This is a genomic window from Streptomyces subrutilus (assembly GCF_008704535.1).
Taxonomy (GTDB): domain Bacteria; phylum Actinomycetota; class Actinomycetes; order Streptomycetales; family Streptomycetaceae; genus Streptomyces; species Streptomyces subrutilus.
In genome coordinates this window covers 503783-525966 of record NZ_CP023701.1, presented here as the reverse complement: position 1 = coordinate 525966, position 22184 = coordinate 503783, and the positions used below count along the sequence as shown (strand labels likewise).

The following is a 22184-nucleotide window of genomic DNA, read 5'->3' as shown; positions in this document are numbered from 1 at the left end:
CGCGGTGCCCCGCCCCCGTCCGCCCGTCATTCCCTCGACTTCCTCCGGAGGACCACCCCGATGACCGACACCGACCAGCCCGCCGCGGCCGATTCCGCCCGCCAGGTCATCCCGGCCGAAGAGCGCCACGCCGCCGAGCTCGCCTTCCTCGCCGCGCAGGACCCGGGCCCGCGGCCCCCCGGCTGGGCCCTCACCCCGCGCGCCGTCGTCACGTTCGTCTGCGGCAGCGAGGGCGTCGCGCTCACGCTGCCCCAGGGACGCGAGAAGCTCGTCATCAGCCCCAAGTTCGTGGGCGAGCGTGCCCTGGTGGAACGCTGCGTGGTCACCCTCGCCGGCGAGCGCGGCCTGCTGCTGACCGGCGAGCCCGGCACCGCCAAGTCGATGCTGTCCGAACTCCTCGCCGCCGCCGTCTGCGGAACCAGCGCCCTCACCGTCCAGGGCACCGCGGGCACCACCGAGGACGCCTTCCGCTACGGCTGGAACTACGCCCTGCTGCTGGCGCAGGGCCCCACCTCACAGGCGCTCGTCGACTCGCCGGTGCTCTCCGCGATGCGCACCGGACGGGTCGTCCGGGTCGAGGAGATCACCCGCTGCCTGCCCGAGGTGCAGGACGCGCTCGTGTCGATCCTGTCCGACCGCAGGGTCAGCGTCCCCGAACTCACCGCCACCGAGGACGCGGTGGTGTCCGCGGCCCCCGGCTTCACCGTCATCGCCACCGCCAACCTGCGCGACCGCGGGGTATCCGAGATGTCCGCCGCCCTCAAGCGGCGCTTCAACTTCGAGACCGTCGCCCCGATCGCCGACGCCGACGCCGAGGCCACGCTGATCCGCCGCCAGGCGGTCGCCGCCGTCCAGCGCGCGGGCGCCGCCTTCGGGGTCGACGACGCCGTCCTCGACGCGCTCGTCACCGTCTTCCGGGACCTGCGCTCGGGACGCTCCGCCGAGGGGTGGGACGTGGAACGCCCCGGTACGGTCATGTCCACCGCCGAGGCCGTGCAGGTGGCCGCGTCGCTGGGCGTCTCCGCCGCCTACCTGCCCGGAGGTGACGTGCTGGACCTGCTGCCCGGCCACCTGCTGGGCGTCGTGCGCAAGGACGACCCTGCCGACCACGGCCGGCTGCTGGGCTACTGGGACGGCCCGGTGCGCCGCCGCGCCGAGGACGGCTCGGCGATGTGGCGCCGCCTGTGGGACCTGCGCGGGAGCCTGCGATGACGCGCACCGACCCTCGTGGCGGTTCGCGGACCGACCCGCGCGCCGCCGTGGACGCGCTGGCCGCGTCCCGCGCGCCGTACCTGCTGGGCGTACGGCACCACAGCCCCGCCCTGGCCGCGGTGGTCCCGGCCCTGCTGGACGCGTCCGGCGCGGACGCGATCTGCGTGGAACTGCCGACGGAGTTCCAGCCGTGGCTGGAGCACCTGGCCGACCCGGAGACCGTGGCCCCGGTGGCCCTGGCGGGCACCGGGGAGGGGGGCCGCCTGGCGTTCTACCCCTTCGCGGACTTCTCTCCCGAACTGGCCGCGATCCGCTGGGCCCGCGAGCGCGGCGCGGCCGTCCTGTGCTGCGACCTGCCGCTGGCGTCCCGCGCCTGGTCCGAGACCGGCCCGCCGGACGCGGCCGCGGACCCCGGCACGAACACGGACGCGGACGCCGGCCCCGACGAGGCCGCGCGGCCGGACGCGGAGCGGGGCGTTCCCGGACACCCGGGCCCGGAGCGGCGGTCCTACGCGGACGGACTCGCCGCCTCGGGCACCGGACGCGACGGCGACGACATGTGGGACCGCGCCGTCGAGGTCCTCGCACCGGGGTGCACCCCGGAGGCCGTACGCCGCGCGGCCCTCGGCGTCGGCTGGGCCCTGCGCGAGGACGCGTCCGTCCCCGCCGCCGACCTGGCCCGCGAGGCCCACATGCGGCAGGTGATCGCCCGGGCCGCCGCCGGCGGCCACCGGGTGGCCGCCGTCATCGGCGCCTTCCACGCCCCGGCCCTCCTCGGACCGACGGATGCCGTCGCCGCCCTTCCGGACACCCCTGCGGCCGCCCCGCTCGCCGCGGCCGCCGCCGTGCCGGGTCCTTCCGCCGCCCCACCCGCCGGGGCGCCCCCGGCCCGGGGCGCGGGCACCGGCGACCCGGAGGCCGTGACCTCCTTCGTCCCGTACTCCTTCGACCTGCTCGACTCCCGTTCCGGCTACCCGGCCGGGATCCGGGACCCGCTCTGGCAGCAGGCCGTCCTGCGCGCGGCCGGCGACCCCGCACTGGTCCGCGAGGCCGCGTCCGTCGCCGTCACCGGGCTCTGCCGCGAACTGCGCCGCGCCGGGCACACCGCCGGGACCGGGGAGGCGGCGGAGGCACTGCGGCTCGCCTGCGACCTCGCCGTCCTGCGCGGGCTGCCGGCGCCGGGCCGCGGCGAACTCCTGGAGGCCGTCACCACCGTCCTCGGCCAGGGCGAACCCCTCGGCCGGGGGCGGGCGCTGGCCCGCGCCCTGGAGGCGGTCTTCGTCGGCACCGCCCGCGGGCGGATCACCCCGCACGCCCCCCGCTCCGGCCTCGGGCCCTCCGTGGAGGCCGAGCTGGCCGAACTGCGGCTGCCCGGCCCCGACGAGCCCGCCGCCCGCGAACTGCGCCTCGACCCGCTCCGCTCCGCCCTCGACGGCCGCCGCGAGGTCCTGCTCCAGCGGCTCCTCGTCTGCGGCGCCTCCTACGGCGAACCGCTGGCCGTCACCGCCACCGGCGACGGCACCGCCCTCGGCACCAAATGGCGGCTGACGTGGACCCCGTCCGTCCCGGCCCGCCTCGACCTCGCCGGGGTCCGCGGCGTCACGGCCGCCCAGGCCGCCGCCGGAACCCTGCGCGAGACCGCCCGCCGCGCCGCCGCCGAGGGCGGCCCCACCCCGGCCGAGATCCTCGCCGGCCTGACCGCCGCCGCACGCTGCGACCTGCCCGAGCTGGTCGGCGTACGGCTGCACGAGGCGGCCACCGACCTGCCGCGGACCGCCACCCTGCCCGAACTCCTCGACGCCCTCGACCTCCTGGAGGCACTGCACCGCGGCCACCTCCCCGGCACGGACACCGGGGCGAGGGCCACCGCCGCCGCGGTCACCGGCGACCTGCTCGAAGCGGCCGTACGCTCCCTGCCCGGCCTCGCCGGCAGCGACGACCCCGCCGACGCGGCCGCCCTGGTCGCGCTCGCCGACCGGGCCGCAGCCCACCACCTCGGACTGCGGACCGACACCGTCCTCGCGGACCTCGCGGCCAACGGCTCCCCGCTGGTGCAGGGCGCGGCCCTCGCGGTCCGGGTCCTGCTCGACCTCGACCCGGCCGCCTCCCTCGGCGCCCGCGCCGCCGGCTGGATCGACGGCGCGGTCACCCCCGACGCCCGCCGCTCGCTGACCCGCAGGCTCGCCGGGCTCCTCACCGCCGCCGGACCGCTGCTCCAGTCCTCACCGACCGCCCTCACCCCCCTCCTCGACCGGGTGGAGCACCTGACGGACCCGGACTTCCTCGACCGCCTCCCCGCCCTGCGCGGCGGCTTCGACGCGCTGTCGCCCGCCGCCCGCGACCGCCTGCTCGCCGCCGTCACCGAACGGCTCGGCGACCGGCCCGACCTCACCCTCGACGCCCCGCCCGCCCTCCTCGCGCTGTGGGCCGCGGCCGACGCCGCCGGTCTCGCCGCACTGAGGGAACTGCCGCTGCCCGAAGCGGCCCGGGCGACGCCGCCGCCGGCTCCCGGGCCGTCCCCGTCCGCCCCGGCCCCCGCCACCACGGCCGGGCCGGCCGCGGACGAGACCCGCACCGACGCGCGGCGCATCGGCCCCGCCGACCGCTGGCGCCTGCTCCTCGGACGCGAACGCGACCGCCTCCCCGCCGGCGCGCGCCGCTACGCCCACGCCCTCGACGAGCTGTACGGAGCCGGCCGCGGCGAGGGCGCCACCGCCCTCGACGGCGGGGGAGGCGGCGGGGGCCGGGAGGCCTCGTTCCCCACGGCCCGGGAGTGGTCGGAGGAACTGGAGTCGCTCTTCGGCGCCGACGTACGGGAGGAGGTGCTCGCGGGGGCGGCCGAAACGGGCCGCACCGACGTGCTCACCCAGCTCGACCCGGCGAGCGTACGGCCCTCGGTGGAACTGCTGAGCTCCGTCCTCTCCCTCGCCGGCGGCATGCCGGAGGCCCAACTGGCCCGGCTGCGACCCCTGGTCAAGCGGCTCGTCGACGAACTGGCCAAGGAGCTCGCCACCCGGCTGCGCCCGGCGTTCTCCGGCCTCGCCACCCCCCGGCCCACCCGCCGGCCCGGCGGCCGGCTCGACCTGGCCCGCACCCTGCGGGCCAACCTCGCCCACGCACGCCGGCGTCCCGACGGGAGCGTGGTGGTCGTCCCCGAACACCCCGTCTTCGCCACCCGGGCCTCCCGCGAGGCCGACTGGCGGCTGATCCTCGTCGTCGACGTCTCCGGCTCCATGGAGGCCTCGGTCGTCTGGTCGGCCCTCACCGCCGCGGTGCTCGGCGGCGTACCGACCCTCTCCACCCACTTCCTCGCCTTCTCCACGCAGGTCGTGGACCTCACCGACCGGGTCGACGACCCGCTGTCGCTGCTGCTGGAGGTCCGTGTCGGCGGTGGCACGCACATCGCCGCCGGCCTCGCCCACGCCCGCTCCCTGATCACCGTCCCGAGCCGCACCCTCGTCGTCGTGGTCAGCGACTTCGAGGAAGGCGCCCCGATCGGCGGACTGCTCGGCGAGGTCCGCGCGCTCGCCTCCTCCGGCGCCCAGCTCCTGGGCTGCGCCGCGCTCGACGACACCGGTACGCCCCGGTACTCCGTCCCGGTCGCGGAGCAGCTCGTCGCCGCGGGCATGCCCGTGGCCGCCCTCAGCCCCCTCGCCCTCGCCCGCTGGGTCGGCGACCGCCTCCGTGGAGAAGCCCGTTGAACACCGCGCTCCCGCCCGTCGCACCCGAGGTGCTCGCCGAAGCCGTCGAGCAGCTCACCGCCCGGCTGCGCAAGAAGCTCGACGCCGCCACCGCGGCCTGCGCCGACAGCGCCGCACCGGAGGCGGACGGGAGCGTCGGCCTGCGGTTCGGGGAGGACGCCCTCGTCACCCTGCGGCCCGGCCCCGACGGCACGGTCACCCGGCCCGAACAGGCCACCTGCACCTGCCTCCTGGCCCCCCGCTGCCTGCACCGCGCCGCCGCACTCGGCGCCGCCCCGCTCGCCGACGCGCCGCCGGCCGGGCCGGAGCTTCCGGAGCCGGACGGCGACGTCGGACGCGCCGGTCCCGCCGCGGTCGCGGTCCCGGCCGATGCCCCAGGGGCCACGAGCCCGACCGGCCCCACGCCCGCCACCGACCCGACCGGCCTCACCGGTCCCACCGGCCCCTCCCTCCCCGCCCCTCCCGTCGGACCTCCCGTCCCGGCCCTGAGCGCCGCCCAGCTGACGGCCGCGGCCGCGCTCTGGCGGGCGGCCGCGGAGGCCCTCGCCGCCGGGGTCACCGCCGGCGGCGCCGTGGTCCAGGCCGAACTGCTGCGCGCCGCGCACACCGCCCGCCTCGCCGCACTCCCGCGCGCCGAGGCCGCCGCCCTGCGCGTCGTACGGGGCCTGCGCGCCGCCCGCGAGCGCCGGTCGGGCCAGCGGCTCGGCGACCTGACCGCCGCCTTCCTCGACCTCCTCGCCACGGCGGCACGGCTCGCGTCGGGCTCCGCCGACCCGGCCCTGGCCGGCGCCGCCCGCCGGGCCTACGCGCCCGGGGGCAGCCTCCAGGTGTACGGCCTGTGCCGGGAGCCGGTGCTCTCCGCCACCGGCTACGGCGGCGTGGTCACCCACCTCCTCGCCCCGGACGGAACCCCCTACTCGGTCTCCGACGTACGCCCCGGCGGCCTGGCCCGCGCCCGCGGCGCGGGCACCGCGTCCGTCGCCCTCGGCGGCGGCGCCCTCGACCACGCCGGGCTCGCCCGGGGCGGGCTGCGCATCGTCGGGGCGACCGTCTCGCCGGACGGCAGGCTCGGTGCCGGACGCGGGGTCAAGGCGACCCCGCTGCGCGGAACCCCCTGGACCGACGGGCCCGCCGCCGCCCTCTTCGCCCGCCCGGCCGCCGAGGCCGTCGCCGAGAGCCTCGCGACGCCGGACGGGTCCGAGCCCGCGCTGCTCGGCTGCGACGTCGCCGTCGTCGCGGCGGCCGGCGACCACCTCCTGGTCCGCGAGGTACGGCCGGACGCCCCCCTGCTGCGGCTGCGGGCCGCGCACCCCCACCCCGAGCTGGCGCACACGGCCAACCTGCGCCGGCTGGCCGGGTACCCGGGCCTGCTGGTCCGGGTCGTCGGCCGCCCCGACCTCGACCGCGCGGCCACGCTGAGGCCGCTCGCCGTGGGCCCCGTACCCGGCGCCCCGTACACCCTGCGGCTGCCCGAGGAATGGCTCGGGCGGGCCGACCTCGGCTACGACCGGCTCCAGGGCGTTCACTTCCCGCCCGGCACCGCCGAACCCGTCGCGCAGCCCGTCGCGGCGCCCGGGCCGGACCCGCTGGCCGACTCCCCGCTGTGGCGGGTGCGGCGGCTGCTGGAGACGGGGGTCGCGGGAGGCCGCCGGGCCCTCGCCGAGTCCGCCCGGGGCGACGCCGATCCGGCGGGCCGCAGGATGCTGTGCCGGGCCGGGTTCACCGCGGCGGCCGACCGCGCCGGGGCGCTGGCCGCCGAGGCCGACCGCCGGCCCCGGGACGTGTTCGGGCGGCTCACGGACCCCTCAGCCGAGCCCTACGCGTGGGCCTGGCTGGCGGCGGCCACCCACCTCGCGGCGGCGGAACACCTGCTGGTCGCCGCCTCTTGGGGTCCCGGCGCGGCCGCCTGACGGATCCCTACGGTCCGGCGCGCAGCCACTCCTCCAGCACGAGCAGATCCCGACCGGTCAGGCCCCGGCCGGGATCGACGCGGTACAGCAGCGCCCGGCCGGGGTGCCGTGCGGCCACGTAGGCCCGGTCGGCGCCGGTGATCTCGTCGTCGACCCAGACGAAGTCCCGCCCGGCCGCGTGCGCGACGAGGGCCGGGGTCTTCCAGTGCACCCCGCCCCGCCCGTCCTCCGCGGAAGGCTCCGGCCACTCCACCACCGGCAGTGCGGGCAGGCCGAGCCGGGGCGCGACCCACCGGTTCGCCCCCGCCATCCACGTCGTGGCCCACACCGGTACGCAGTCGAGCGCGGCCAGCCCCGGCCCGAGGGACGGGTCGATGCGGGCGAGGAGCGGGTTGGGGTCGTCGGCGGGCGGGTACGGGCCCGCGCCGAAGGGGACGAGCGGGCCGTCCACGTCCAGGTAGAGGAGCGGGGGAGGGGCGGGTGCGGGGGTCATGGCGGCACCGTAGCCGCCGTGACCTCCGCGACGGTCCACGGCCCCGCGATCCCGGACGTGCCGGGCCGGGGGTCGGGCCACCGGGCGTCCCACAGGGCGCAGTGGTGCCGCGTCCGTGCGTCCACGGTGCGGATGCCGCCGGGGCCCGGTGCCAGGGACAGGACGGAGGACGGCGAGCGGTGGGGCTCCCAGGGCGGGGCGCCGGGGGCCGAACCGGGTCGGCCCGTACGGGCGAAACGGGTCCAGTAGCCGATCATCGCCTCGGACAGCGCGCGTTGGGGGGCGGCCAGCGGCACCGAGCTGAACAGGTAGGGCAGTTCGAAGCCGTGCGAGGCGCCGTACGGCAGCTCGGGCCGCTCCGGCAGGCCCGTGGCGTCGGGTGCGTCGCCGTCCGCGAAGAGGTAGGAGTACGTCGGTACGTACCGGGCCAGTGCCGCCGTGTCCCGCAGGGCCGGGCAGGTGAACGAGGCGTCCGAGAGCAGCGCGGACCACGCGACCGCGGGCGTCGGATAGGCCGTCACCGGGTACCGCGCCCCGACGGCGCGGGCGGTCCGGGCGTCGAACGAGCGCTCCAGCCGGGCCCGGTAGGCGGCGGCGTCGCCGATCGGGTAGGCCGCCAGGGTCTGCCCGACGAAGATGCGCATCTCGTCGCGCGTGGTGCCCTGCACCACCGGCACCCGGTGGAACCGGCCCGCCCGCAGGGCCCGTCGGGGCTCCTCGGGCAGCAGGGCCGTGCCGTAGGAGACGGAGGAGAAGCGTTGCATCAGCTCGGTGGTGGCGAGCCGGCCGGGGTCCAGCCGGCGCAGGCAGTCCAGCGCCGTCCCGGACGCTCCCCGCGCCGGCCGGGCGCAGCCGAGCGCCGCCGCGGTGGCGGTTCCGGCCTCCACCGCGCGCCGCTGCGGCGCGAAGGGCCGGTACGTGCCGAGGCCGGGCAGCAGGGACCGGGGCGGCATCGTGGTCGAGCACGAGCCGCTCTGCACGATCGCCCGTTGGAAGAGCCCTGCCGAGGCGGGCGAGACCAGGTGGGCGCAGACGCTCAGCCCGCCCGCCGACTCGCCGAACACCGTGACCGCGCCCGGGTCGCCGCCGAAGCGGGCCGCGTTCTGCCGGACCCAGCGCAGCGCGGCCTGCTGGTCGGCGAGGGCGAAGTCCGGCGCCCCGCCGAGTTCCGGGTGGCCGAACAACCCGAAGACGCCGAGCCGGTAGTTCACCGTGACGACCACCGCGTCGCCGAGGACGGCGAGGCGGTCCGGGCGGTAGGAGTCGCCCGCCCCGTTGACGAAGCCGCCGCCGTGGAACCAGACCATCACGGGCCGCAGCGGCCCGCGGTCGCGGGCCGCCGGCGCGGTGACGTTCAGGAACAGGCAGTCCTCCGAACCGCTCGGCCCGCCGGGCCCGAGCGCGGGCAGCTGCACGCAGCGCGCCCCGGGGGCGCCCGCGTCCCGCACCCCCTGCCAGCGCGGTGCGGGCCGCGGGAGCCGCCAGCGGTCCGGGCCGGTCGGGGGAGCGGCGTACGGGACCCCCTCGAAGGTGTCGTACGCGCCGTGCGCCCGCCCGAGCACCGCCCCCCGGCCGGTCTCCACGACGGGCCGCGCCGGTCCGGGACCGGAGCCGGCGGCGGGCGCGGCACCGGCGCCCGCGAGCAGCAACAGCAGGGCCGCGGGCAGGGCGAGGGCCCGGCGTCGGATGGGCTGCGTGGCGGTCACGGTGCGACGACCTTTCCCGGTGAGACCCGGCCGGAGCCCGGGCGGCGCCTGCGCGGAGCCCCGTTTGCGCGCCCCAAATGGCGCAGTGAACGAATCTGGCACTAAATGTAACAAAGCGTGCTCATCCCATGACGCACGATGACCGGCGTGCGACGCGTAGACCCGTACGTCGGCGAACGGAGCTTCCGATGAATGACCCCATCACGCTCGCGGCGACGGACACCGAAGCCCGCCACGGGTTCCCCGACTCTCCCGTCCCGGCCGTCCTCGAACCGGTCACCCCGGTCGCGGTCGCCCCTCCGACAGCGGCCGCTCCCGCCCCGGTCGCCCCGGTCGCCGACACCCCCGTCCGGGCGGACCCCCTCCCGGACGCCGCCGTCCGGGCGGATCCGCTCCCGGAAGCGCCGCCGCCGGCGGGCCCGATCGCGGCCGCACCCGCCGCACCGGCGCCGGTCGTCTCGGCGCCGGCCGCCTCGGCACCGCTCGTCTCGGCGGCGGCCGCCCCGGCCCCGGCCCCTGTCGCGCCCGCGCCTGCCGCGCCGGCTCCTGCGGAGCCGGCCGCCGTGCCGGCCGGCGCGGATCCGCAGGCCCCGGTCGCCGGGGCGCCCGTCCCGGACGCCCCCGATCCGGAGGCACCCGTCCCGGACGGGCCCGGCGCGGCGACCATAAGGACGTTGGTCGACGCCGTCGCCACCTGCCGCCCGCTCGAAGAGGTCACCGCACTGGTGAGCATCCTCAAGGACAACGGGCAGCCCGACCCCGGGTACGAGGCACTGCGCACCGCCGCCGTGACCCGTCCCGTGGACGAGGTGCGGCAGATGCTCGCCCTCCTGGGCGAGCCCCCGCACGAGGTGGACGAGGCCGACGTCACGCTGCAGGCCGCGGCGGTCGGGCGGTCCATCGAGGACGTGGCCCGGCTGGTGACCATCCTCGGCACCGACGGGCCGGCCGCACCCGACGCGCACCCCGCCGGCCCCGCCCCGCGGCCCGCGCGGGACGCGCAGGCGCGGGCACCCCGCCACCGGGAACCGTCCGAGGCGCCCCCGGCGAAGGAGCCGCACCCCCGCGCGGCCCCCGTCCCGCACGCCGCGTCGGCTCCGCGCGCACCGGGTTCGTCCGCCCTGCGGCACGTGCTGCGCTGGCCCGTGGCGATCGCCCTGCTGGTCACGGGCGCGCTGCACCTGCCCGCGGACCTGACGGTCCCGCCGTCGGCGTCCCCGGCGGAGCTCCTGCCGATCGTCGTCACCGTGCTGTGCCTCGGCGCGGGCGTGCTGCTCGCCGTCCGGGACACCCCGACGGTGTGGCGGGTGGGGGCGCTCACGGCCCTCGGCGTCGTCGCCCTGCACGTGGTGGGCGGCGTGGCGCACTACGACCCGCTGGCCTCGGCCCTGGGCGGCACCCTGGCCTGGGCCGGCATCGTCACGGTGATGTGCGCCGCGGCCGGCGCGGTCCTGGCCGGACTGGCGCTGAGGAACCGCCAGGAGGACCCGGCCTGACGGCCGGACCGGCTCCCCGCGGAGAAGCGGCACCCCGCGCCACCGGCGCGGGGTGCCGCTCCGCGTGCGCCGCCCCCGGCGCGTCACGCGAGCAGGTTCACCGCGCCGGTGAAGAGCTGCGGCCACCGGGCGGCCAGCGGGACGATCCGCCGGGCCAGCGGCGGCCGTTCGCGGGCCCAGAGCAGCGACGCGGTCAGCGTGCGGTAGCTGCGCGACAGCTCCCGCCAGGCCCGCTCGTACGCCTCCGGCCGACCCTCCCGCACGCACCGCACCAGTTCGCCGGCCGCGGTCACGGCCAGGGTGAGGCCCTCGCCGGTCAACGCGTCCACGTACCCCGCGGCGTCCCCCACGAACAGCACGCGCCCGGCGACCCGGACCCGCGACCCCTGGCGCAGCGGCCCCGCACCGCGCACCGCCGATCCGGCCGGTCCGGGCAGCCGCGCCGACAGCAGCGGGAAACGGGCCAGCTGGACGTCGAACGGCGCGTGCTCCGAGGTCAGCAGGGCCACGCCGATCCGGTCGGGCGCCAGCGGGGTCACGTACGCCTCGCAGCGCTCCGCCCAGTGCACCTCGACGAGTTCGCTCCACGGCGCGACGTCGTAGTGCCGCCGCAGCCCGTAGCGCGCGGGGCGGCCGGCGACGGGCGGTGCGCTCAGGCCCATGGCGCGCCGCACGGGGGAGTGCAGCCCGTCCGCCGCGACGAGGTAGCGGGCGCTGATGCCCGCGGCGTGGACCCGGTCCTCGTCCTGCCGGACCTCGTCCACCCGGCGCGCCACCACCCGGACCCCGAGCCGGTCGGCGCGTTCGGCCAGCGCCGACTGGAGGGCGGTGCGGCGCACGCCCAGCCCGGGGCCGTGGCGGAACAGCCCCTCGGCCCGCCGGCCGCTCACCGCGTCGACGTAGCGGATGCCGTGGAAGGGCTGCCCGCCGACGGGTACGCCCAGCTCCCGCAGACGGCGGGCCGCACCGGGCATCAGGCCCTCGCCGCAGGCCTTGTCGATGGGGGTCGGGCGCGGTTCCGCGACCACCACCCGCATCCCGGCGAGGGCGCCGTGGATGGCGGTGGCCAGCCCGGCCGGCCCGCCGCCCACGACCAGCAGGTCGATCATCCGGCCGCGCCCGTCGCCGGCGCCGGTACGGAGGCGGGCGCGGCCGGCCGGGCCGCCACGGCCAGCGCGGCGTCCTCGCAGCGGACGCGCACGCGCAGCAGGGCCAGGTTCAGCACGGTGAAGCCCAGCGCGGTCAGCCAGGCGGTGTGCACCAGCGGCAGCGCGACGCCCTCCAGGACGACCGCCACGTAGTTGGGGTGCGGCAGCAGCCGGTACGGCCCGGACGCCACCAGCGGCAGCCCCGGCACGACGACCACCCGGGTGTTCCAGCGCGGCCCGAGGGTGCGGATGCACCACCAGCGCAGCACCTGGGCCGCCAGGGCCACCGCGAGGGCCGGCCAGCCGACCGCGGGGACGAACGGGCGCCCGGCCGCCAGGGGTTCCACGACGCAGCCCGCCAGCAGGGCGGTGTGCAGGGCGACCATCGCCGGGTAATGGCCGCTGCCGTGCTCGACGCCGCCCCGGGCCAGGCTCCACGCGCGGTGGCGGCGGGCCGTGACGAGCTCGGCGAGGCGTTCGGCGCAGACGAGGCCGATGAGGAGCAGGTACCAGGTCATGGGGGTCACCACCGCAGCAGGACGAGTTCGGAGGCGAAGCCCGGACCGAAGCCGAGCATCAGCCCGACCGATCCGGGCGGCGGCGGCCCCGACTCCAGCAGGCCGCTCAGGATGTGCAGGACGGAGGCCGAGGACAGGTTGCCCACGGCCGCCAGCGAACGGCGGCTCGCGGCGAAGGCCGACGGCGGCAGCGACAGCGCGTCCTCCAGCACGTCGAGGACCTTGGGCCCGCCCGGGTGGCAGATCCAGGCGTCCACGTCCCCGGGCTTGAGGTCGTGCGCCGCGAGGAACGTCTCGACCTCCTCGGCCACGTGCAGCCGCACCAGGTCGGGCAGTTCGCGGCCCAGCACCATGCGGAAGCCCCAGTGCCCGATGTCCCAGCCCAGGAGGTGCTCGGTGCCCGGATACAGCCGGCTGCGCGAGGCCACCACGGTGGGGCCGGGAGCGGTGGCGTGCAGCGGGTGCCCGCGGCCCACGGCCAGCAGCGCGCCCGCGCCGTCGCCGAACAGGGCGCCGGCCACCAGGTTCGCCATCGAGGTGTCCGCGGCCTGGAGGGTGAGCGAGCAGAGCTCGGTGGACAGCAGCAGCGCCGCGTGGTCCGGGTGGCCCGCCAGGTGGTCGTGGACGTGGCCGAGGCCGGCCGCCCCCGCCGCGCAGCCGAGGCCGAAGAGCGGCACCCGGCGCACGTCGGGGCGCAGACCGGCCCGGGTGGCGAGGCGGGCCTCCAGCGAGGGGGTCGCGAGCCCGGTCACCGTCGTCGACATGACCAGGTCGAGCTCGCGGGCCGTCAGTCCGGTCCGCGCGAGGACGTGTTCGAGGGCCCGGGAGGCGAGGTCGAGGGCCGCGTCGACGAACAGCGCGTTCGTCGTGCCGAAGTCGTTGCCGGGCCCGTACCGCTCCAGGGGGAGCGCGAGGTGCCGGAACTCCACCCGGGCCGAGGCGTGCACCCGCCGCAGCAGGGCGCTGTCGGCGCCCGCCGGGAGGAAGCCGGCGAGCGCCGCCGTGATCTCGGACTGCGGGTGGCGGTGGGGAGGGAACACGCTGCTCACTGCCAGGACACGTGTCATTCGATCACCATAGGAAATAACTGACACTTCGTGATGAATCGGGCCGGCCGGGCGCGGCGCCGCATACCGTGACCCCGTGCCCGCGCGCCTCGCAAGACCCCGCCCCGCCCCGCCGACTGCCTCCGCCGGCAGCCCCGGCCGCGCCCTGTCCGGGCTGCTCGCCGCCTGCCATCCGCTGCCCGCGGCCGCGGTCACCCTGCTCGCCGCCGCGCTGACGGCCGCCGTGGGGCGCGGGCTGCCCGGAGCCGCCGCGACCGTCGGAGCCGTCGCCGCCGGCCAGCTCTCGGTGGGCTGGTGCAACGACCGCGCCGACCTCCGGCGCGACCTGGCCACCGGCCGCCGGGACAAGCCCCTGGCCGCGGGCACGGTGCCACCCGCCGCCGTGGCCGGCGCAGCCGGCCTGGCCCTGGCGCTCTGCGTCCCGCTGTCGCTGGCCACCGGGTGGGCGGCCGGCGCGGTGCACCTCGTCGCGGTGGCGGCCGCCTGGGCGTACAACCTCAAGCTGAAGGCGACGGCCGCCTCCTGGCTCCCGTACGCCGTCGCCTTCGGCCTCCTGCCCGCCTTCGTGACGCTGGGCCTGCCCGGGGCCCCGTGGCCGCCGCCGTGGCTCACGGCCGGCGCCGCCCTGCTCGGTGCGGGCGCCCACTTCGCCAACGTCCTGCCCGACATCGCCGACGACCTCGCCACCGGCATCAGGGGCCTGCCCCAACGCCTCGGTGCCCGGCGCTCGGCCGCCACCGCCGCGCTCCTCGTCCTCGGCTCGACGGCCGTCCTGGCCGTGGGACCGCCGGGGCCGGTGACCGCGTACGGCTGGGGGCTGCTGGTGTCGACGGCCGCGCTGGCCGCGACGGCCCTCGCGGCCGGCCGCGGCGCCGGCGGACGGCTTCCGTTCCTGGCCGTGATGGCCGTGGCCGGCGCGGACGCCGTCCTGCTGGTGGTGCGGCTCCGCGGGACGGGTTGAGCCCGGCGGCGGGCCCGGTCGCCGTGGTGCACCGCGCGGCGGCCCGGGGGCAAGGCCACGACGCGGTGCGAAGCCGACGCGGTGGGCGGGCCGGCCAGCACCTACTCTCGAAGTCACTTCGTCGAAGGGTTCCCATGCGCTCACCCACCGTCCTGATCTCCGGAGCGAGCATCGCCGGACCCGCCCTGGCCTACTGGCTCAACGCCCGGGGCTGGCGGACCACCGTCGTCGAGCGCTTCGCCGAACTCCGCGAGGACGGCCAGAACATCGACGTCCGCGGGGCCGGCCGCGAGGTCGCCCGCCGCATGGGCATCGAGGACGCCATCCGCGCCGCCTCGACCGGCGAGACCGGCACCGAGTTCGTCGACGCGACCGGAGCCCCCCTCGCCCGCTTCGCGGCCGGGACCTCCGACTCCGGCGGCGCCACCGCCGAGTTGGAGATCCTGCGCGGCCAGCTGTCCCGCATCATCGTCGACCGCACCCGCGAGGACACCGAGTACCTCTTCGGCGACCGGATCGTGGCCCTCGACGACAGCGGCGGCGGGACCGAGGACGAGGGCGGGGTCACGGTCACGTTCGACCGCGGCGCCACCCGCACCTTCGACCTGGTGGTCATCGCCGAGGGCCTGCGCTCCCGCACCCGGTCGCTGGTCTTCCCCGACACCGACGCCGTGCGCGAACTCGACTTCTACGTCGCCTACCTGACCATCCCCCGCACGGACGACGACACCGACCTGTGGCGCTGGCACAGCGCCGGCCGCGGCCGCAGCGTCACCCTGCGACCGGACAACCTCGGCACCATCCGGGCCACGCTCTCCTTCCTCTCCGACGTCCGGGGCCTCGACGACCTCGACCGCGACGACCTCGTCATGGTCCTGCGCCGCACCTTCGCCGACGTCGGCTGGGCTGCGCCCCGCGTGCTCGCCGCCCTCGACGACGCCCCGCTCTACTTCGACGCCGTCGGCCAGGCCCGCATGCCCTCGTGGACCAGCGGACGCGTGGCCCTGCTCGGGGACGCGGCCTACTGCTCCTCCCCGATCAGCGGCATGAGCACGAGCCTCGCCCTCACCGGCGCCTACGTCCTCGCCGGCGAGCTCGCCGCCCACCCGTACCGCACCGCGTTCGCCCGCTACGAGGAGGTGATGCGCCCGTACGTGGACCAGGCCCAGAAGCTCCCGCCCGGCGCCCCGCGCATCGCCAACCCGCGCAGCCGCACCGGGCTCGCCGCGATGAACACCGTTCTGAGGATCGCCGGCACCCCGGCCGCCGCCCGCCTGGGCGGCCTGGCGTCGAGGTGGTTCACCCCGCCCGCCGACGCGATCGACCTGCCGGCCTACCCGCTCCCGCCGAACCCTCCGGCCTGAGCGGCCCGGGGCGTCGGCGTCGGGTCTACGGGAGGGGCTCGGCCATCGTGGAGCAGTGGATCCCGCCACCGCCGCCCATGAGCCGGTCGACGTCGAGCTGGACGACGGCGCGGCCGGGGAAGGCCTCCGACAGGGTGTTCCGGGCGGCCGCGTCCCTCGCCTCGTCGCCGAACCGCGCCGTGATGACCGCTCCGTTCACCACGTGGAAGTTGAGGTAGGAGTCGACGAACTGCGGGTCCTTCGACCGGACCGTGTCGGGGCCGTGCACCGCAATGACCTCCAGCCGCCGTCCCCCGGCGTCCGTGGCGCGGGAGAGGAGCGAGAACTGCTCCCGGGCGTCCCGCGCCCACACGTCGTTGCGGCCGGCCGGCGGGACCTGCACCAGCACGACGCCCGGGCGGACGAACCGCGAGGTCACGTCGATGTGGTCGTCCGTGATGTCCTTGCCCCTCACGCCCGGTACCCAGATCATCCGGTCCGCACCGTAGGCGTCGAGGACGGCGTCCTCGATCTCGGCGCGGCTCATGCCGCGGTTGCGGTTGTCGTTGACGAGGCTGCTCTCCGTGGCCAGCACGGTGCCGTCGCCGTCGGTCTCGACCGCACCGCCCTCGCCGACGAAGTCCGCCCTGCTGAACGGGAGGCCGCCGTCGGCCGCGACGAGCTCCGCGACATCGGAGTCGAGGGAGTGGGTCTGCTTGCCGCCCCACCCGTTGAAGTTCAGGCCGACGGCGTCGAGCCCGCCGCGGCCGTCTCGCCGGAAGACCGGAGCGGTGTCGCGCATCCAGAGGTCGTCGGTGGGGACGGCCGTGGTCACCGTGACCCCGTAACCGCACCGGGCGCGCGCGGCCGCGGCCGTCCCGGCGTCCGGTGCGCACAGGACCACCGGCTCGTAGCGCGCGATCGTCCGGGCGATCAGTGCGATGTCCTCCTGGACCCCGGCCAGCCGCCTGCTGCCCCAGAGGGAGGTGCGGGACGGCCAGGACATCCACGTACGGGCGTGCGGCACGTCGTCCCGGTCCACCCGCCAGAGCGCCTCGCCCGCACGTGCGCGGTCGGCGCGGCCCGCGCGGTCGGCCCGGTCCCGGGACGGCTCGGCGGAACCGAACAGCCGGCCGAGGAGGGAGCGGCCGGGGCCGTGGGATGCGCTCATGGGTGTCACTCCGGACGGGTGTGTGCGGGGGCGGCGTGATCCGACTGTGTCACTGACTGAAAATTCAGTCAAGGCGACGGGCGGAGCGAGCCCGCGGCCGAGCGGGGTGTCGCCGGTCGGCGGGGTGCGGGCCGGCTCACCCGCGGCTCCGCCCCCCGGGCCCGGCCGGGCCCGGCGGGACGTCGGGCCCGTGCAGATCGGCACCGGCGCCGGCGGCGGGGGCGCCGTGCACCGCTCCACCCGCGGCCGGACCGGCGGACCCGCGCCCGAAGAGGGCCTACGGGGCGGTCGCGGACGGCGCCGCGCTGTCGGAGACGAGCTCGGCGAGCTGCAGCAGGTAGCCGAAGGTGCTGAACCGTCCGGTCAGCCGCAGGTAGACGGACCGGTCGGTGTGCCGGAAGACCTCCCTGCGCGACACCTTCCACACCCGCCCGTCGAAGGTGTGGGCCTGCTCCAGCAGGGTGTGGGCGGCCTCCTCCGCGGTCCCGGTCAGCTCCCGGAGGACCTTGGTGTCCCGGGCGGTGTCCGGCATCCCGGACAGGGGCGTGGCCAGGACGATCCATCGGCTCATGTGGGACGAGCCCTCCTCTCGGCGGTCGGGCGGCGGACGCCGCCCGTGATCGGCGCCCATGATCGCCGACCCCGCTCCCGCCCGCGCACCCGGGGGTTCACCCGAACGGCCGCACCCGGTGGCGGGTCCGGCCGGGGCGGCGGATCGTCGGACCCGCGCCGCGACCGCGGACGCGCCCGCTCGGGGTGTGCTCGGCCAAGGAGGCTGTCATGGCCCACCAGACCGCGACCCCGTCCGGGGCGCCGACGCCGCGTCCGGCCAGGCCCGGCAGGGGCCACGACACCCCCGGGTGGACGGGCGGCGGCGTCGTGTTCGCCGGCGTCCTGCTCTTCGTCGACGGCGTGCTCGCCGTGCTCAACGGCATCGGCGCCATCGCCAACGGCGACGTCTACCAGGGCGTCGGCGACTACACGTTCCGCTTCGACCTGACCTCCTGGGGCTGGATCCACCTGATCCTCGGGGTGATCCTGCTCTGCACCGGCGTCGGCATCCTCGGCGGACACGCGTGGGCGCGCTACGTCGGCATCGCGATGGCGGCGCTCAGCATCATCGCGAACTTCATGTGGCTGCCGTACCAGCCCCTCTGGGCCGTCGTCGTCATCGCGATCGACCTCTTCGTGATCTGGGCCCTGGCCGACGACCGGACCGGGCCCGCCGCGTGAGCCCGGCCGCGCCCGGCACACCGGCCCGGAACGCACGGGCGGCGGCGGACGCGGGGGCCGCAGCCCGTGCCCGGGAGCCCCGGCGCGCGGCGTCCGCGGGCGCGCCCCGCGGCCCGGCCTGAGCCGGGGCCCGCCATCCGGCGCACCCCGGGCACCGCCCCCGGCCCTGGCCCCGGCCTCCTCCGGTCCCTCGGCCCGGGGGTGCGCGGGCTGGCCGCGCTCTACCTCCTCCGGGAGCGCGACGGCCGCTACGACCGGCACCTCGCGCTGGGGATGGCCGCGATGGTCGGCGTCCCGGTGCTGGCCGGAGCGGTCGCCGGACGTACCGATCAGGCCGTGGTGGTCTCGCTCGGAGCCTGGCTCGCCTCCCTCGCCGAACCCCGCGCCACCCCGGCAGGCCGGCTGCGGCAGCTCCTCTTCCGGTCGGCCCTGCTCACCGGCACGACCTGGGTGGGGCCGCTCGTCGGCGACCGGCTCTGGGCCGTGCTCCTCGCCTCCGCCGTGCTGTGCCTGCTGGCGCCGCTGGCCGCGTTCGGCGTCACCCCGCTGATCGCGCTGGTCATGGCCACCGGACCGCAGCCGGTGGCGGGCACCCGCGAGCACTTGCTGCTCTTCGGGGCGGGCACGCTCTGGGCCGCCGCCATCCTGCTGGTCCCGTTCCTCGGCGGGCCCTACGGGACGCCGCCCCCGGAGCGGCCCGAGCCGCCTCCGCGCGCGCCCGGCCCGTGCGCGGAGCTGCGGCGCGCGGTGGCCGTCGGCGACCCCCGGGTGCGCTACGCCGTCCGCATCTGCGTCTGCTTCACCGCCACCTACGCGGCCCTGACCCTGCTGGACGTACCGCACGCCGGGTGGGCCCTGATCGGCATCGCCACCACGCTGCGGCCCAGCTGGGGCGCGACCCGGACCCGCATCGCCAAGCGGCTCGTCGGACTCGTGCTCGGCTGCGCGCTGGCCGTGGCCCTGCTGGCGCTGACCTCCGGACGGCCGCTCGCCGAGGCCGTCGCCCTCACGGTGTGCGCGGGCATCGCGCGGCCCATGCGGGGCTGGAACTACGGCTTCTGGCCCGTCTTCGGCACGCCCGTCCTCCTGCTGCTCACCGACTTCACCGCCCACGTGGTGTGGAGCGACGTCCTCCAGCGCCTGGCGAACAACGCGCTCGGCGCCGGGCTCGCCGCGGTGACCGTGCTGTACCTGTGGCCCGCCCGCGCGGAGCGCAGGATCCCCGAGCGGCTCCAGACGCTGCTGGAGACCCACGCCCGCTTCCTGGAGCGCGTCGCGACCGTCGCGCAGTACGGTCCGGCGCCGGCGCGGGAGCGGCGCGTGCGGGTGGCCGAGCAGGCGGCCGGAGAACTGCGGGCGGCGCTGGACGGCCTCGACCGGCCCCACCCGGACGCGGCGGCCGCGCTGGCCGCCGCGGACCGGCTCCGTTCGGCGGTGACCGCGTACCGCCCCTACGAGACCTCCGGCCTGCCCGCCCGCGAGCTGCGGCGGGGCGCGGCGCGGCTGGACACGGTGGCCGCGCGGCTCACCGGGATGGAGCTCGGCACGACGGGGGAGGCGGCGCGCCGGGCCTTGGAGGAGGCGCGGGCCCGGGTCCCGGAGCGGCCCCTGCCGTGATGTCGCACCGCCGCGGGCCCCCGGGCCTCACGGGGCGCGCCGGGTCCGGGTCCAGGTCAGCAGCTGGTCGGCGTTCCAGGTGTTGACGACGCGTTCGGTCGGGACACCGCACTCCACGGCCCGTTCGCAGCCCAGGACCTGCCAGTCGAGCTGGCCCGGGGCGTGCGCGTCGGTGTCGATGGCGAAGAAGGTGCCGGACGCCACGGCGAGCCGCAGCAGCCGCCGGGGCGGGTCCAGCCGTTCGGGCCTGCTGTTGATCTCCACGGCGGTCCCGGCCTCCGCGCAGGCTGCGAAGACCCGCTCGGCGTCGAACCGCGACTCGGGCCGGGTGCGGCCGGTCACCAGACGGCCCGTGCAGTGGCCCAGGACGTCCATCAGGGGGTTGCGCACCGCGCCGAGGAGCCGGCGGGTCATCGCGGGAGCCTCCATCCGGAGCTTGGAGTGGACGGAGCCGACGACGACGTCGAGCCGCTCCAGCAGTTCCGGCTCCTGGTCCAGCGAGCCGTCGGGCATGATGTCGCACTCGATGCCGGTCAGCAGCCGGAACGGGGCCCACGTCGCGTTCAGTTCCGCGACCAGCTCCAGCTGACCGCGCAGCCGCTCGGGGGAGAGGCCCCGGGCGATCGTCAGGTGCGGCGAGTGGTCGGTGAGCACCGCCCACGCGTGGCCGAGCGAGGCCGCCGCGCGACCCATCGCCTCGACCGGGCTGCCGCCGTCGGACATGTCCGAGTGCAGGTGGCAGTCGCCGCGCAGGGCAGCCCGCAGGGCGGCGGCGGCCGGGGTGGTCGGCGGGCCCTCGGGGAGGGCGGCGGCCTCGTCCTCCAGCGTCTGCAGATAGTCCGGCACCTTCCCGGCGAGTGCCTCCCGCACGACCCGGGCCGTCTTGGGCCCGATGCCCCTGACGGCCTCCAGCGAGCCGGCCGCGGCCCGTTCGGCCGTCTCCCGCTCACCCATTCGGGTGAGGGTGGCCGCAGCCGTGCGGAAGGCCCGAACCCGGTAGGTGGGCGCCTGGGCGCGCTCCAGCAGGAAGGCGATCCGGTCCAGTGCCGCCACCGGGTCCATGGGGTACCTCCGCCGCATCGACGACCGGACCGGTCCAGTGTGACCGCACCGCCCCCGGTCCCGCGCGGGCTGCCCGTCGCGCGATGATCCACCGGGTCCGGGGTAGGTGGGTGGGCGACGGACGAGAGGCAGCGGAGCAGGACGCGAGAGAGGGCGGGCCCATGACCGAGGACGAGGCGACCGAGGCGCACGAGCCCTCCGACGCGGAGCGCGCGGCGAGGGACGTGGTGCGGCGGCAGGCGGTCGGCATGACGCACCACGAGACCGCGGCCGCGCTGGAGGCCGCCGAGGAGACGGCCGGCGACCTGGAGGGGGCGGACGACGCCACCCTCGCCACCGTGACCGAGTGGCAGCGCATCACCGACCTGCTGGTCGACCACGGCGGCCCCTACTCCCCGGACACCGACGCCTTCGTGCAGGGGCAGCTGACCGCCCGCGAGAACCGGGACCAGGCCGCCGGTCCGGCGTGAGCCCGGAAGCGGGGGCGTCCGGGCCCGGCCGGTCCCGTGCGCGTCAGGCCTCCGGGGGGACGGCGGCGTCGAGCGCCGCCGTCAGGCGGCCCAGCCGGTCCTGGAGGTCCCGTATCTCGGCGAGCTCGAAGCCCGTGGCGGCGGCGATCCTGCGGGGGACCTCCACCGCGCGGGCGCGCAGCGCCACGCCCTGAGGGGTGAGGTGGGCGTGGACCGACCGCTCGTCGGCGGTGCTGCGCTCGCGGCGCACGAGGCCGGCCGCCTCCAGCCGCTTGAGCAGCGGCGAGAGCGTCCCCGAGTCGAGCCGCAGGTACTGCCCGATCCGCTTGACCGGCAGCTCGCCGTGCTCCCACAGCACCAGCATCACCAGGTACTGCGGATAGGTGAGCCCCAGGTCCCTCAGGACGACGCGGTAGAGGCCGCCGAAGGCCCGGCCCGCCGCGTTCAGGGCGAAGCAGATCTGTCCGTCCAGGCGGAGGAAGTCCTGGTCGGGGTCGGTGGGGGTCGGCTCGGGGGTCATGTCGGCGAGTGTACCCGGGGGATGACGTGAGGGGCATTGAATTGTGCACAACTCAATTGCATGCTCTACTGAGGGGGCGGGGCCGACCCCCTTCGGCCCCGCACTCCGGTCCACCCCTGCGAGAGGAATCCCGATGGACGCCCTGTACACCGCCGTGGCCACCGCCAACGGCCGCGAAGGCCGCGCCGTCAGCTCCGACGGACAGATCGACCTCGCCCTGGCCATGCCCCCGGCACTGGGCGGCAACGGCCAGGGCACCAACCCCGAGCAGCTCTTCGCCGCCGGCTACGCGGCCTGCTTCGCCAGCGCCCTCGGCCTCGTCGGCCGCCAGGCCGGGGCCGACACCAGCGAGGCCTCCGTCACCGCCGAGGTCTCGATCGGCAAGGACGGCCCGGCCTTCGGCCTGGCCGTCGTGCTGCGCGTCGAGCTCCCCGACTCCCTGGCCGGCGAGACCGGCGCCCGGCTGGTCGAGCAGGCCCACGAGGTCTGCCCCTACTCCCGCGCCACCCGCGGCAACATCTCCGTCGAGCTCGTGATCGAGTAGCAGCCCGTCACG

General features: G+C 77.5%; 19 protein-coding genes. 10 read left to right on the top strand and 9 right to left on the bottom strand.

Annotated features, from left to right (window positions below):
- Positions 1-60 precede the first annotated feature (60 nt).
- From CP968_RS02265 to CP968_RS02255, 3 genes are read left to right on the top strand one after another with little or no spacing between them, the layout of a single operon-like run.
- A complete protein-coding gene (locus tag CP968_RS02265) occupies positions 61-1212 on the top strand; it encodes an ATP-binding protein (RefSeq protein ID WP_150516376.1) in 1152 nt (383 codons plus the stop codon).
- Positions 1209-4913, top strand: coding sequence for a vWA domain-containing protein (locus CP968_RS02260; RefSeq protein ID WP_150516375.1), 3705 nt, complete (start codon positions 1209-1211; stop codon positions 4911-4913). Before CP968_RS02265 ends, CP968_RS02260 begins: the two co-directional genes overlap by 4 nt.
- Entirely contained in the window at positions 4910-6823 is a 1914-nt protein-coding gene (locus CP968_RS02255; RefSeq protein WP_150516374.1) for an SWIM zinc finger family protein, read from the top strand. Before CP968_RS02260 ends, CP968_RS02255 begins: the two co-directional genes overlap by 4 nt.
- A 7-nt stretch (positions 6824-6830) precedes the next feature.
- Here CP968_RS02255 and CP968_RS02250 read toward each other — a convergent pair whose 3' ends face one another.
- A complete protein-coding gene (locus CP968_RS02250; RefSeq protein ID WP_150516373.1) occupies positions 6831-7316 on the bottom strand; it encodes an HAD domain-containing protein in 486 nt (161 codons plus the stop codon).
- On the bottom strand, positions 7313-9022 hold the full coding sequence (locus CP968_RS02245; protein WP_229885808.1) for a carboxylesterase/lipase family protein: 1710 nt from the start codon (positions 9020-9022) through the stop codon (positions 7313-7315). Before CP968_RS02245 ends, CP968_RS02250 begins: the two co-directional genes overlap by 4 nt.
- A gap of 188 nt (positions 9023-9210) precedes the next feature.
- On the opposite strand from CP968_RS02245, the gene CP968_RS02240 reads away from it, so the two are divergent.
- Positions 9211-10518 carry a hypothetical protein gene (locus tag CP968_RS02240; RefSeq protein WP_150516372.1) on the top strand — a complete coding sequence of 436 codons (1308 nt, stop codon included), beginning with the start codon at positions 9211-9213 and terminating at the stop codon, positions 10516-10518.
- Positions 10519-10601: 83 nt separating this feature from the next.
- On the opposite strand, the gene CP968_RS02235 is transcribed toward CP968_RS02240, so the two are convergent.
- Genes CP968_RS02235 through CP968_RS02225 form a run of 3 tightly spaced genes read right to left on the bottom strand, consistent with a single transcriptional unit; the run spans position 10602 to position 13251 of the window.
- Positions 10602-11627 carry an NAD(P)/FAD-dependent oxidoreductase gene (locus CP968_RS02235; protein WP_150516371.1) on the bottom strand — a complete coding sequence of 342 codons (1026 nt, stop codon included), beginning with the start codon at positions 11625-11627 and terminating at the stop codon, positions 10602-10604.
- Positions 11624-12184 carry an isoprenylcysteine carboxyl methyltransferase family protein gene (locus CP968_RS02230; RefSeq protein ID WP_150516370.1) on the bottom strand — a complete coding sequence of 187 codons (561 nt, stop codon included), beginning with the start codon at positions 12182-12184 and terminating at the stop codon, positions 11624-11626. The genes CP968_RS02235 and CP968_RS02230 overlap by 4 nt, the downstream gene beginning before the upstream one ends.
- 5 nt (positions 12185-12189) lie before the next feature.
- The gene (locus tag CP968_RS02225) at positions 12190-13251 is read right to left on the bottom strand and encodes a type III polyketide synthase (RefSeq protein ID WP_150516369.1); all 1062 of its coding nucleotides are present in this window, start codon (positions 13249-13251) and stop codon (positions 12190-12192) included.
- A gap of 76 nt (positions 13252-13327) precedes the next feature.
- On the opposite strand from CP968_RS02225, the gene CP968_RS02220 reads away from it, so the two are divergent.
- Together CP968_RS02220 and CP968_RS02215 are read left to right on the top strand one after the other, a co-directional pair.
- Entirely contained in the window at positions 13328-14212 is an 885-nt protein-coding gene (locus CP968_RS02220) for a UbiA family prenyltransferase (protein ID WP_229885807.1), read from the top strand.
- A 134-nt stretch (positions 14213-14346) separates the two neighbouring features.
- On the top strand, positions 14347-15576 hold the full coding sequence (locus CP968_RS02215) for an FAD-dependent monooxygenase (RefSeq protein ID WP_150516368.1): 1230 nt from the start codon (positions 14347-14349) through the stop codon (positions 15574-15576).
- Positions 15577-15601: 25 nt separating this feature from the next.
- On the opposite strand, the gene CP968_RS02210 is transcribed toward CP968_RS02215, so the two are convergent.
- The gene (locus tag CP968_RS02210) at positions 15602-16726 is read right to left on the bottom strand and encodes an agmatine deiminase family protein (protein WP_150516367.1); all 1125 of its coding nucleotides are present in this window, start codon (positions 16724-16726) and stop codon (positions 15602-15604) included.
- Positions 16727-17003: 277 nt separating this feature from the next.
- On the bottom strand, positions 17004-17297 hold the full coding sequence (locus tag CP968_RS02205) for a hypothetical protein (RefSeq protein ID WP_150516366.1): 294 nt from the start codon (positions 17295-17297) through the stop codon (positions 17004-17006).
- A gap of 209 nt (positions 17298-17506) precedes the next feature.
- On the opposite strand from CP968_RS02205, the gene CP968_RS02200 reads away from it, so the two are divergent.
- Both CP968_RS02200 and CP968_RS02195 read left to right on the top strand, forming a co-directional pair.
- The gene (locus CP968_RS02200) at positions 17507-17959 is read left to right on the top strand and encodes a DUF7144 family membrane protein (RefSeq protein WP_150516365.1); all 453 of its coding nucleotides are present in this window, start codon (positions 17507-17509) and stop codon (positions 17957-17959) included.
- 201 nt (positions 17960-18160) lie between these two features.
- The gene (locus CP968_RS02195) at positions 18161-19576 is read left to right on the top strand and encodes an FUSC family protein (RefSeq protein ID WP_150516364.1); all 1416 of its coding nucleotides are present in this window, start codon (positions 18161-18163) and stop codon (positions 19574-19576) included.
- Between the two features lie 27 nt (positions 19577-19603).
- Here the strand turns inward: CP968_RS02195 and CP968_RS02190 are convergent, their stop codons facing one another.
- Complete coding sequence (locus tag CP968_RS02190; protein ID WP_150516363.1) at positions 19604-20638, bottom strand: PHP domain-containing protein; 1035 nt, start codon at positions 20636-20638, stop codon at positions 19604-19606.
- Positions 20639-20799: 161 nt separating this feature from the next.
- Between CP968_RS02190 and CP968_RS02185 the strand changes: the two genes are divergently transcribed.
- Positions 20800-21108 (top strand): hypothetical protein, encoded by a 309-nt coding sequence (locus tag CP968_RS02185; protein ID WP_229885806.1) that lies wholly within the window; start codon positions 20800-20802, stop codon positions 21106-21108.
- Between the two features lie 43 nt (positions 21109-21151).
- Here the strand turns inward: CP968_RS02185 and CP968_RS02180 are convergent, their stop codons facing one another.
- The gene (locus CP968_RS02180) at positions 21152-21628 is read right to left on the bottom strand and encodes a MarR family winged helix-turn-helix transcriptional regulator (RefSeq protein WP_150516362.1); all 477 of its coding nucleotides are present in this window, start codon (positions 21626-21628) and stop codon (positions 21152-21154) included.
- Positions 21629-21761: 133 nt separating this feature from the next.
- On the opposite strand from CP968_RS02180, the gene CP968_RS02175 reads away from it, so the two are divergent.
- Entirely contained in the window at positions 21762-22172 is a 411-nt protein-coding gene (locus tag CP968_RS02175; RefSeq protein WP_150516361.1) for an organic hydroperoxide resistance protein, read from the top strand.
- The last annotated feature ends 12 nt before the right edge of the window (positions 22173-22184 follow it).